Origin of the sequence: Laspinema palackyanum D2c, assembly GCF_025370875.1 — a bacterium.
Lineage (GTDB): Bacteria > Cyanobacteriota > Cyanobacteriia > Cyanobacteriales > Laspinemataceae > Laspinema > Laspinema palackyanum.
The window spans coordinates 108455-120577 of the sequence record NZ_JAMXFD010000006.1; the positions used below are offsets into that span (position 1 = coordinate 108455).

11 protein-coding genes are annotated in these 12123 nt (G+C 49.3%); 3 read left to right on the plus strand and 8 right to left on the minus strand.

What is annotated here, in order from left to right; genetic code table 11:
- Positions 1-46 precede the first annotated feature (46 nt).
- Together NG795_RS10015 and NG795_RS10020 are read right to left on the minus strand one after the other, a co-directional pair.
- The gene (locus NG795_RS10015; protein ID WP_367288524.1) at positions 47-748 is read right to left on the minus strand and encodes a YdcF family protein; all 702 of its coding nucleotides are present in this window, start codon (positions 746-748) and stop codon (positions 47-49) included.
- A 9-nt stretch (positions 749-757) separates the two neighbouring features.
- A complete protein-coding gene (locus NG795_RS10020; protein WP_367288525.1) occupies positions 758-1543 on the minus strand; it encodes a hypothetical protein in 786 nt (261 codons plus the stop codon).
- An 805-nt stretch (positions 1544-2348) separates the two neighbouring features.
- Here NG795_RS10020 and ctpB point away from each other — a divergent pair.
- On the plus strand, positions 2349-3644 hold the full coding sequence (gene ctpB / locus NG795_RS10025; protein WP_367288526.1) for a carboxyl-terminal processing protease CtpB: 1296 nt from the start codon (positions 2349-2351) through the stop codon (positions 3642-3644).
- Positions 3645-3740: 96 nt separating this feature from the next.
- Here ctpB and NG795_RS10030 read toward each other — a convergent pair whose 3' ends face one another.
- A complete protein-coding gene (locus tag NG795_RS10030) occupies positions 3741-6446 on the minus strand; it encodes a NosD domain-containing protein (RefSeq protein ID WP_367288527.1) in 2706 nt (901 codons plus the stop codon).
- A gap of 203 nt (positions 6447-6649) precedes the next feature.
- Between NG795_RS10030 and NG795_RS10035 the strand changes: the two genes are divergently transcribed.
- Complete coding sequence (locus NG795_RS10035) at positions 6650-6841, plus strand: hypothetical protein (protein WP_367288528.1); 192 nt, start codon at positions 6650-6652, stop codon at positions 6839-6841.
- Between the two features lie 232 nt (positions 6842-7073).
- Here the strand turns inward: NG795_RS10035 and NG795_RS10040 are convergent, their stop codons facing one another.
- The 5 genes from NG795_RS10040 to NG795_RS10060 all read right to left on the minus strand — a co-directional run bounded on the left by NG795_RS10040 (position 7074) and on the right by NG795_RS10060 (position 11283).
- Positions 7074-7586 carry a MogA/MoaB family molybdenum cofactor biosynthesis protein gene (locus tag NG795_RS10040; protein WP_367288529.1) on the minus strand — a complete coding sequence of 171 codons (513 nt, stop codon included), beginning with the start codon at positions 7584-7586 and terminating at the stop codon, positions 7074-7076.
- 50 nt (positions 7587-7636) lie between these two features.
- Positions 7637-7972: a photosystem II reaction center protein Psb28 gene (gene psb28 / locus NG795_RS10045; RefSeq protein WP_261197672.1), complete on the minus strand. Its 336-nt coding sequence runs from the start codon at positions 7970-7972 to the stop codon at positions 7637-7639.
- A 54-nt stretch (positions 7973-8026) separates the two neighbouring features.
- Positions 8027-9094, minus strand: a complete 1068-nt coding sequence (locus NG795_RS10050) for an LOG family protein (protein ID WP_367288530.1) — start codon at positions 9092-9094, stop codon at positions 8027-8029.
- Between the two features lie 345 nt (positions 9095-9439).
- Complete coding sequence (trxA, locus tag NG795_RS10055) at positions 9440-9802, minus strand: thioredoxin (RefSeq protein WP_367288531.1); 363 nt, start codon at positions 9800-9802, stop codon at positions 9440-9442.
- A gap of 317 nt (positions 9803-10119) precedes the next feature.
- Positions 10120-11283: a GuaB3 family IMP dehydrogenase-related protein gene (locus tag NG795_RS10060; protein WP_367288532.1), complete on the minus strand. Its 1164-nt coding sequence runs from the start codon at positions 11281-11283 to the stop codon at positions 10120-10122.
- Between the two features lie 230 nt (positions 11284-11513).
- Here NG795_RS10060 and NG795_RS10065 point away from each other — a divergent pair, with 230 nt between their 5' ends.
- Positions 11514-11891 carry a VOC family protein gene (locus tag NG795_RS10065; protein ID WP_367288697.1) on the plus strand — a complete coding sequence of 126 codons (378 nt, stop codon included), beginning with the start codon at positions 11514-11516 and terminating at the stop codon, positions 11889-11891.
- The last annotated feature ends 232 nt before the right edge of the window (positions 11892-12123 follow it).

Consider the following 12123-nt stretch of genomic DNA (forward strand, 5'->3'; position numbering starts at 1 on the left):
ACTACAAACGGGAGCATCCTCCAATGACATAAGACCCATGACGCAATCAATCCAACTGACCTTGATGTTCACATTCATAATCGTCGGGTTGCCATTGGGTGATATTAATTTCACTCAGGCGTTCCACCTGCTGACATTGGGGGGAAGAGAACTGATCAATGATGGCCCAAATTAAACTGCGGGTGACATCTAATGCAGTTTTTAGCCAAAACTCTTTATTGCCAGGAATGCCTTCTTCCTCTACGGTTTCTATTTCTACTGCAATTCCTTTGGCACCTAAAAGAATTTGTGCTAACCACTTAGCGCGAGGCAGATGGGTTTCGGAGGTGATAACTTTAACTTTCTTGACATCCCACTGTTTTAAGAGTTCACCACTAAAGGTAAAATTGGTAAAGGTAGAGTAGGCGCATCGTTCTAACCAAACATTCTGATTCGGAGCGCGATCGCGATCGAAAATTAGCTGCACACAAGGAGAGGCCGAACCTTGGGAAATCACAATGGGAATGTCCGGATTCTGTCTGGCAAATTGGGTGACGTACATTTCTCGTTTGATACTACCACCCAGGACTAAAATAGCATCTACAGACCCAGCGGCAGCGGATTGGAGACGGAGCATTTGGGCAGCCCAGAATCCGCCGAGGATGAGGACAAAAAATACAGTAACTCCGGTAACTATTTTCTGTGTTTTCCCTCTGCCTCTAGTGCCTAAGTGGGAGGGAGTGGGTTGCGGACGGGATTTTTGCTTCATGGCGATCGCCTACTCCGTATCAGGTAGCCGAAAAATCACTTGACCGTCCTCGGTGATTTCCTTAGTGGCCCCAAGGTTGAGTATTTCTTGTTCGGCGCGTTGTTTAACCGATTCATTGATACTATTTTGATAAACCTCATTCCAGGACCAGAGGCGAACCCCGGTACTATCGGGTTCAGTTCTCAGGAAGTCTGCTGCACCTTGATAGAGGTCTGCATAGTCTTCGTACTCTGTGCCGATCGCCCATTGGGCTGCCCTTTCATGGGATTCAATGCTGCCGGGAATATCTCCGAGTAACAGCAGTTGATCGAGGCCTTTAAAACGCCACACCAGAAAGGCTTTGGGATTGATTTCCGGGGACAACACCGCTAGACCGCGTTCCATATATTGGATGCCCAATTCCGGTTCTCCTTGGGCAAAGGAAACCGCAGTGGAGATAAAGGGATACATATCGGCGAAGCGGGGGTCGAGGCGGGTAATGACATCGAAGTATTCTTTATTTAAGGCGTAGCCGATTTGGTCTCGGATCTCTTCATCGCCAAAATATTGCACCCATTTGAGGAAGGCATAGTTAGCCATCAAGTTATCGAAACCGAGGGTGGGCGATCGCCTCAGCATTTGGACTTGTAAGGCTTCTTGTTGTTGAGCTTGTCTGGGGTCGGTTTGGGCTAGGCGGGGGCTTCCTAGACCCGTCTGCTGCATGATAATGGCTCCAGCGAGGGCGACAATGGCGATCGCCACAGTCCCCCATTCTCCCCACCCTCGCGAGGTAACGGTTTGTACTTTAGATTCCACTACACCCTCCTGATCTGAATTCTTGCGGATTGGAGGTAACCCAGGCTAATGGTCCCAGTCTTTAGGTCTGGCTTGGTCTCCTTCAGACGGCCTCCTTCTACCGGACTTTCCTCGGCAATCTCGACCTCAGTTCGCTTTGTCTGCTGGGGGTATCTGCCCCAAAGCGTTCAACCCGGATCCCCGAGTTACAGAGCTTCAACATCTACAGATTAACTTAAAAAATATTGCATCGGAACATACTGCGCTTGACAAATATTTTAGCTACACTAGAGACAACCTCAATTAAATCATCCGTGTGTCAACATTCATTCGGCGATTTCAGGGACGCTCACTGCTTTACTCATCCGGAAACCGTTTCCGTTGTCGTGAAGTCACTGCTAGTCAGGGGACCAAGGACGGTTACTCCATTGTCACCCCATTTTATAACTTTACGGGTTAAAGGGCCACCAACCTCTCCAAGACAAACGGGAGCAAATGTTGCAAACCAGCCAAATTGTTGGCACTATTGCTATTAGAGAGTAGTAGCCCTTGTCTTGCTCAAGGTCACGGTTGAGGAATTCCAGCTAGGTCGGAATTGACCCGGACTAGACCCGTTCTGGGTGAAGGCTGGGAGCAAAACAATCCTCATGCTGGCAAAAATACATCTTGATTTGGAAAATTAACGACCACTCAACAGAACTATCAGTCCCTCAACTGGAAAAATTTGAGAGTCTAAAGAATCAATTTTATTTAACCCGTTGGTTCTCTGGATTAAATTCTCTAACAGATTGTCTCTATTCGTTAAACCCCTAATCCCCCAACTTACATGAATCAATACTCAAAACGGAACTCTTTGCTGCAAATTGCCCTATTTGGTGGAGCCTTTGCCACCACTGCAGCTCTGACCTTATTAACTCCTCTTGGCTCTCGGGCGGTGCGAGCACAGCTTCAAAATAGTCCCAAGGCGATTGTGGATGAAGTGTGGCAAATCGTGAATCGGGACTATGTGGATGGCTCATTTAATCAGGTGAATTGGGAAGCCACGCGCACGGAGTTGTTAAGTCAGGAATATTCCTCGCCGGAACAAGCTTACGCCGCAGTACGGGTTGCTTTAGCCAAATTAAATGACCCCTACACACGATTTTTAGACCCAGAACAGTTTGAGGAGTTGACCACTCAAACTTCGGGGGAAATGTCTGGGGTGGGGATGCGTTTAGAGCTCAATACAGACACCCAAAAAATCACGGTGGTTGAACCGATGGAAAATTCCCCGGCGAAGCAAGCGGGACTGCAATCGGGGGACCAAATTTTGCAGATTGACGATCGCCCGACTCAAGGGATGAAAGTCGAAGAAGCCGCCCAATTGATACGGGGAAAAGAAGGGACGGAAGTGAGTTTGCGGGTCTATCGCTCAACTCAAGGGGAATTTGATGTCACGTTAAAACGGGCGCGGATTGAACTCCAAGCGGTTCGCTATAATATCCGCGCTGAAGGGGGAACCAATGTTGGCTATATCCAGTTATCCGAGTTTAGTTCCCATGCGGCGGAACAAATGCGCGATGCGATTAGCGAACTGAGCGATCGCGGTGTGGATGCGTTTGTCTTGGATTTGCGCGGCAATCCGGGGGGTTTATTGTACGCAAGTATTGATATCGCTCGGATGTGGTTAGATAGTGGGGAAATTGTCCGCACGGTCGATCGCAATGGCGGCAGTCAAGATTTTCGCGCCAATCGTTCGGCGATCGCCAAGCAACCTCTGGCGGTTTTAGTGGATAAAAACTCCGCTAGTGCCAGCGAAATCTTATCCGGTGCTCTGAAAGATAACCGCCGCGCCACGATTATTGGTACCCCCACCTTTGGTAAAGCTTTGGTGCAGTCGGTCCATTCCCTCTCCGATGGATCAGGGTTAACGGTGACGATCGCCCATTACTACACCCCCAATGGTACCGATATCTCCCAACTCGGCATCACGCCGGATATCGCGATCGACTTGACCAATGAGGATAAACGCCGTCTAGCAGCCAATCCCCAACTCCGGGGAACCTCTGATGACCCCTGCTATGCTCGCGCGGTTGCTTCGTTGCTCGCACAACTCCAACCTAACCCGTTAGCGATTCAGTAAATTGCCTTGAACTGGCATTTTCTACCCTAACAAGACCCGCAACCGGAACAAGAGGGACGCATCAGATTTGCGTCCCTCTTTTTGTGTGCCCAAAAATCAATCCAAAAACATGATATTATCTGCGGTTAAATTGCCGATTCCCACATCGACCCGGGCGATCGCGCCGGAGGTAAAATCTCCATCATCATCGATATACAGTTTTCCCGTATCTGTGGCATAGCCAATCCGAGCATTACTGCTCGTCATGGCTAAAATATTAGCCTGAGTATCCACAATCACCCGCTCGGTCCCATCCATCAAGGATGCCTTAGACAGGGTGACTGGGGTTCCTCCGGATACACCGGATAGATTCTCCGTAAAGGCGATCGCATCTCCATCAGCGCCAAAGCTAAAATCCGTAATGCGATCGCTGGCAGTTCCCGGGGAATTCACCGTGGCATAGACAAAGATATCTTGACCTTTTCCCCCCGTGAGAGTATCCACCCCATCGCCGAGGAACAACAGGTCATTTCCCTCAGTGCCTTGCAAGCTGTCGGCATCGCTAGACCCGGTAATAATATTAATCTGGGGTTGATTCTCCACCACGGCTATGGCGGGATTCCTCGACGCCATCACCCGAAGTTCCTCCGGCGTATTACTAAACCTATTGTTTTCCAGGAACGCATTGGTCACTTCCGGTTCAACCACTATGCCGACGGGTGCATTCTCGATGGCATTATTCGCCAGGGTGACATTCTCGGAATTAGAAACCAGCTTAATCCCGCTCCCCTGTTGATCTGCGCCGACGGGTAAATTCGATAAATTGCGATTTTCCCCTAATCTCACCTGATTTTCTTCAACTTCAGACTCCGATAAAGACCCCAAGATGCCAAAATCCACGGAGTCTAGGGTGTTATGGCGAACGATCGCACTCATCGCCGAGTCAAACAGTCCCAAGACAATCCCGCCACTGCCTTGAATCAAATTATTCTCCACGGTTGCCGTGGCCGCATCTTCTAAATTGATGCCATCAAGCGCATCCAAAACTCGCACATTCTCAATGACCAGATTCTCAATCGCTGTCCCGTTCTCCGGTTGGACGGCCAAAATATCTCCATTGGTCTCAATGCCATCCAGGGTGACATTACTGGCGAGAATTCTGATAGTGGTTCCACCTGCTTCAGTGGAAATCATCGTCTCATTCGTCCCACGAGCGCTATCGTTTCCGGCTACACCAGCATGAAACCCTTTAAGGGTCAAGGGTTTATCGATGTCCAGGAGTTCGGAGTAGGTGCCGCTACTGACCATAATGGTATCTCCCGGGTTGGTTCCGGCGATCGCGGTTTGAATGGAGGTATAAACGCGGTAAACTTCCAAGGTTTCGGTATTGGTTTCCGGGTCAGCGACAGCAATTTCAATCTCGAAATAATTGGACTGGCTCAGGTTCTCGGTAGCTGTGAGTAAAATCTCCCCAGTTTCGGGAGCGAGTTCAAATAGATTGGATACTGACTCTCCCTCACTATCGATGACATCTAACAGGGAATACTCCGTATTACTGGAATTTTCCTCCGTCGAAATCATGGCGATCGCGCCTAGGGGAGTGGTTTCATTGACGACAAAGACTTGACTCGGTGCCGGGGGAATGGGATTAGTGGGCGGAAAAAACAGCACCGGCTCACTATCTGGAGGCGGAGGTGGCTCAATAAACGCGCTGCGAGTGAATTCTATTTCTGTTTTCTTCACCCCTTGCAAAATGGCTAAATATTCCCCAGTCCGTTTATCTTGGATGATGGTCTGGGGGGAATTTTCCTCTCCTTCTTGTATAAAGTTTAAATTGTCAAACCGGAGTCCGTCGATGAGTTCGATTTCATCTTCGCCGAAGGTAAAATCAACAATCAGATTCGCTTCGCTCCGGGTGAAACTTCCGGTCCCTCTTGCCAAAACGATGCGATCGCGCCCTTCTGCTCCGATTAACGTATCGCTCCCGGAACCCGCAACTAGGAGATCATTTCCCCCACCCCCGGAGAGAAAGTTATTTCCTTGTTCGACATACAGTGTATCATCTCCCTCTCCACCATACAGGGTATCGTTTCCTCCGTTACCATTTAACCAGTTGTTCCCCTCATCTGCAAAAATCAGATCATCACCCTCTCCACCATAGAGGGTATCGTTTCCTCCCTTACCAAACAGGACATCATTCCCTTTGTCGCCATAGAGCAGGTCGTTTCCGTCACCCCCATAAACCGTATCATCATCTTGTCCACCGTAGAGGGTATCCTCTGCCCCATTGCCCACTAATAAATCATTGCCCTGATTCCCATATAATCGGTTATTTCCTCCCTCGCCATAGAGGGTGTCGTTCCCTCCGTTGCCCAAGAGGACGTCATTCCCTTTGTCGCCATAGAGCAGGTCGCTTCCGTCACCCCCAAACACCGTATCCTCATCCTGTCCGCCATAAATAGTGTCGTTGCTCTCGCCCCCAACTAACCAGTCGTTGCCCTGATTTCCAAACAGGATGTTGTTCCCGGCAACCCCATAGATGAAGTCGTCTCCTTCGTTACCATACAGGAGGTTATTTCCCGATTGGCCCACCAAGACATCATTACCGGGTCCGCCAAACAAGGTATCATTATCGGGTCCGGCTGAGAGGAAATCGTTGCCCTGATTTCCTAGGATGTAGTTCGATCCGGGATTTCCCTGAATCTCATCATCCCCGGAACTTCCCAGAACCGTATCATTGCCATTGAGTCCCGGTAAAATTTCGGACTCAGTAGATAAGGTCTCGCTTCCGTTGTTGGCCTCTGTGCCGTTGATGGCTACCATTTTTTTCCTCCTGTTAAATATTATTAAGTTTGAGCTTGCCCAGATTTAGATGATTTTCTTCTCAGTAATTATACGGTTTTCCGTAAAACTACTGAGAACAAGGGCTCAATTTCTGTATAAAAGATGGCGGTAATGACATAAAATGCGGGGATTTCACCCCGAAAGGCTTGTGATGACTCGGATAGAGAACATCCATCGTAGGGATGAACTCTCGGCAGAAACGGGCTTTGGGAACTGAAATGATGGAGATTAGCCTACAATTACCCCCACAAAACTCCCGGGCCGAAGGACCCGATGGGTGGCGATCGCCCGGTCATCCCCGGCTCACTTTAGTAGCCAGTCCTGGCTTGAGTGAGGACGTTTGCCGTTCTCACTCCGTCCCATTATGGTTATAATGACCTACATTTATTCCGGTTCCACTCTACCGGCTGGGGTGTTTGCCCTGAAGAGATGGAAATCAAAAAACTGCCTTTAGGTCGTTGACAAATTTTAAATTTTATGCTTTTGAAGAATAAGTTGATTAAAGGTTGATGCGAATACAAACCCAGGGTTTGTATTCGCGTTAAGGGACCCAAATAATGTAGTTTTTGGCAGGTTAGGCTTTTGGAGAGATAGAAAGTAATCGGATCAATGTCCTCCCGATTTTACCTGTTGAGTGAGGTGAATTAATTCAGGTAAAATGAGCTTGATGAGGGCCAGTTTGACCGCCCCCGTTGAACCGGGGATGGAGAAAATTAACTTAGATTGATAAAGGCCAGCGATCGCCCGAGAGGCGATCGCCCGCGACCCGATTTCTGGGTAACTTAAGGCGCGAAAGAGTTCGCCAAAACCGGGTAAAGTCTTCTCTAGCAAAAGGGCGATCGCATCATAAGTCGTATCCCTCGGCGCGATCCCGGTTCCCCCATTAAAAATCACCGCCTCCAACTCCGGACGCTGACCCAAGGCGACTAGATGGCCCTGAATCTGTGCCGGTTCATCGGGAAGAATCGTATAATCCACCACGGCATGAGAGTTCTGGGTCAATAGCGCTTGAATCAATTGGCCGCTGCGGTCCGTTTCTGGGGTGCGCGTGTCGCTAATCGTAACAATCGCGCAATGGACGGCAACAGGTTGAGAGTCGGGATGAGGGATGTTTGTCATAGCATTTGGACAGAGGCGATCGCGCCTGAGTTGAGACCCGGGGACCAAGATTAAGCCTTGCTAAACCCTAAACCATTTTCCTTGGCGTAGCGTTCCATAAACCGCATAAACCGATCCCAATCCGCTTGGGATTTCATCACATGGGTTGCTTCGATGCCGTCCGCTTGTCCGTTCACGAATTTACCCTTGACATCCCGGCAAGCGATTTCCCCTTCTTCATCCAGCAAGTACATCCCGGTAATCTCATCGGTGCTGTCCTTGTCCAGAATGGCCGGATTTTTGAAGTAAAAGGTCGCGGTCCCCTGTTTGCCATCTTTAGAGCGAGTGAGGCGCACGTCTGGGATCACCTCTTCCTTGATGCCTCGGGAAAACTGAATTTCTGTCATGTTCTTGTAAAGTTTTATAAACGACTCTGGGGATTATTTTCTCATCTTTGGTCCTTATTTGCGCTCAGGATGAGAGGATTCTACAGAATCGGAGTCGCCGAGGGTGTTAATTCGGCGAATCAGTTGGTACATCCGTCCGGCATCCCGGCGGTTAAAGAAGAAAATCAGGCGGGGGAGTTCAAAGGTTTCATCTCCAGTTTCTTCCGGTAATCCGTGGCTTTTTTCGATGATGCCTCGGACGAGGATATCGCTAAACTCTTCATTGAGTTGGGCGACTGCTTCATCGGAGAGTTCGGTTTTGAGGCGAATCACGAAGCGATCGCCGACATAGCGACTGGAGTGATAAACCCGATAGAAACTGCGAATGGTTTCACAGGCAACCTCGACGTTATCGGTAATCGTGTAAATACTGCAATCATGGGGACTGATTAATCCCCGGTGCAGGAGGTGCTTGCGGATATAGGCATCCCAGTCTTTCCAGTAGTCACCACCGGGACAGTCGATGAGGACTACGGGACAGGGACCAAAGCGCCCGGTTTGTCCCAAGGTGACACATTCAAAGGCTTCATCTTGAGTGCCGAATCCCCCAGGGAACAGGGCGATCGCGTCACTTTCCTTGAGGAAAAATAACTTGCGGGTAAAGAAGTATTTGAATTCGACTAAATTCCCGGGGTCAATATAGGGGTTGGCTTCCTGTTCAAAGGGCAGTTGAATGTTTAAGCCAAAAGAGTGGGCTTTCGTGGCTCCTTTATTGCCCGCTTCCATAATGCCACCCCCGGCACCCGTCATCACCATAAATCCCTGTTCGACGACTGCACGGCCAAAGGCTTCAGCAATCTGGTATTCTGGGGCCTCCGGTGGGGTGCGCGCTGACCCAAAAATGGTAATTTTCCGGGTATGGCGATGGGGATGAAAGGCTTGAAAGGCGGCTTCCATATCGAGTAAAGCCGCACTGAGGATTTTCCAATCCAGACGTTCCATGTCTTCGCTGGTCAAGCGAACGAGGGTGGAGAGCGATCGCTCAATCCATTTTCTAAACTTGAGGTTTGGCAACTCATCAATGAGTTCATTAATCTGGGCCTGGAGGCGATCGAGAGAGTCAGAAGAGTAAGGGGAAGCCATAAATCTCAGAAAGGCTGCACCTTGATTCTAGCGAAAAGCGATCCCCAGTGGCAGAAAAACTGATTTCGGTCGAGAGTTTTGCCCGGATCCAGAGGGCAGAAATGATAAACCCGCCCGAGTTCAACCTAGGGCGGGATAGAGTTTGGACCCCGCAGAGTCCAGCGATCGCAAAGTTGCTCTGGAGAAGTTCAGATGGAATGGAGTCCAAAGAAAATAAAGAATTAGGCGCTAACAATTAAAAGGTTTAATGTTGAGCATTGTAAATTCTGAATTCTCAAGAACCAACATTTCGTTATGAAATCTCCAGAAAATCCGTTTACTAAGGGAGTCTCGATGGTGAGTCGATTACTTTGCTATATATTTTTCTAGGGTATTAGCCAAGGTTGTTTTCGGCACAGCGCCGACCACCATATCCACCCGTTGACCGCCTTTGAAAATCATTAAAGTAGGAATACTTCTGATTCCGTATTGGCTGGCTACGTTCGGGTTTTCGTCGGTATTGACTTTAACAACTTTAACCTGACCGTCGTACTGCTCGGCGATTTCATCGACAACAGGGGCTACCATCCGGCAAGGTCCGCACCAGGGTGCCCAAAAATCGACGAGAACTGGAACCTCGCTATCAAGCACTTCTTGCTTAAAAGTAGAGTCTGTAACTTGTGCGGCTGCTGACATTGCCCTTGATTCCTTTTCTATAGGGTTTCTCAACGAGTAATTTTACCATCCCAGAACCGATCGCCTGTGGTCAGACTTTCTGGCAAGAGGGTAGCACGGGGCTAAATCTCATGTATTGAGTCGATTTAGTTTAGGACGATTGGTTTGGATGCAGATTTTAGTTTAGTCTATTTTCGCATTTAAACAAGCCGTCCTAAATAAAAAACCGCCCGAACAGAAGTCCGGGCGGAGTGTGGTGTGAGGAGTGAACGGAAACATGCGTCTCCGCTATATTCTATTGTAAACTACAGAAGGCTCTGCTGGTGTAAAACTTTGCACAAATTTTACATCACCACAGAAGGCTAGTAAATTTACTTACCCATTCCCAGTTGTTGGGCTTTTTGATAGACTTTTCCTTCGGTAAGCAAAGAAGGAGCGATCGCCACTTCCACCTGCTGCATTTCCTTCATATCCTTAGCCCCTAACGTCCCCATACTGGTTTTCAGCGCCCCGAGGAGGTTATGAGTCCCATCATCCAGACCCGCTGGCCCCCGGAGAATTTGTTCTAAACTCCCGGTACTGCCCACCCGAATCCGCGTCCCCCGAGGTAGCACTGGCGAAGGAGTCGCCATCCCCCAGTGATAGCCCCGTCCGGGAGCCTCTTTCGCCCGAGCGAAGGGAGAGCCAATCATCACCCCATCCGCACCACAGGCAATACATTTACAGATATCCCCCCCGGTAACCAAACCGCCATCGGCGATGATCGAAACATATTTGCCCGTTTCCCGGTAGAAGTTATCCCGTGCCGCAGCACAATCCGCCACTGCTGTTGCCTGGGGAACCCCAATACCCAAAACCCCGCGAGACGTACAAGCGGCACCGGGTCCAATCCCCACCATAATTGCCGCAGCACCCGCTTTCATTAACTTCAGACTCACCTCGTAGGTGACGCAATTGCCCAAAATCACGGGTATGGGCATTTCCTGACAAAACTTGGCTAAATCCAGGGGAGTGATGGATTCGGGAGATAAGTGATCCGTGGAAACTACAGTCCCCTGAACGAAAAATAAATCGGCCCCTGCTTTGGCAACCGTTGCGCCATACTGGGCGGCCCCTGCCGGAGTGGCACTGACTGCAGCAATCCCACCTTGGCTTTTAATTTGATGAATACGCTTCTCGATTAACTCGGGCTGAATCGGTTTAGCATAGAGTTCTTGCATCAATCCGACAAACTCTTCTTTGCCGACAGATGCAATGCGATCGAGAATCGGTTCGGGATCTTCATACCGAGTTTGGATGCCTTCCAAATTCAGCACACCCATCGCGCCCAATTGAGAAAGCAAAACTGCCATGCGGACATCGACGACTCCATCCATCGCACTGGCAATGATCGGGATTTCTCTCTCAATCCCGCCCAGGGTCCAGCGCGTATCCGCTAAAGAAGGATCTAGCGTTCTCGTACCCGGGACTAAGGCAATTTCATCTATTCCGTATGCCCTGCGAGCCGTTTTGCCACGCCCAATTTGAATGTCCACTGCTTCTATCCGTTCCCAAAACTATTTATGCTAGACTATCAAATTTACAGGCAAACTGACTGAGATTTGTGATTTGTCTTATGTCATTTGTCCTTGGTCCTTGGTCCCTGGTTGATGGGGAGGATGGGGAGGATGGGGGAGATTCGGCGTTGAAGCTTAAAGTGGACACTTTGGGCTGGCAAGAACTTTAGAATAAGAATAGAAAGAAAGTTCATAAAACTTAAAGGATGATGAAGCTGAAACGGATCGGACATATTGCCATTCGGGTCACGGACCTCGATCGCGCAGTGCATTTTTATCACAACTTAGGCATGACTGTGGTCTGGAAGGACCCTGATTGGGCCTATTTAAAAGCCGGAGAGGATGGATTGGCCCTCCTGAGTCCCAGCTACCAACACGCCGGACCCCATTTTGGCTTCGTCTTCAGCGATCGGGCCGAAATTCAGTCCGCCTACGATCGCCTCAAAGCAGAAGGGGCCGACGTCCGCGAAATCCACGATCACCGCGATGGGACTGCCTCATTTTACGGCAAGGACCCCGATGGCAATTGGTTTGAATATCTCTACGAACCCACTGCGATCAAGCAACCCGCCCGGACCACTCCTTAGACATTCTCACTTCAACCGACACCAAACCAGAAACCGGGTTTTTTCCCTAATTTACGAGTCCCCATCCAAATTTGGGATAAAAACCCGGTTTCTCCATCTTATGCAAAAGACCAGAAACCGGGTTTTTGCCCTAATCTTTGATTTTCTATCCAAATTTGGGATAAAAACCCGGTTTCTAGCCCCCTACACCAAACCAGAAACCGGGTTTTTGCCCTAATCTTTGATTTTCTAT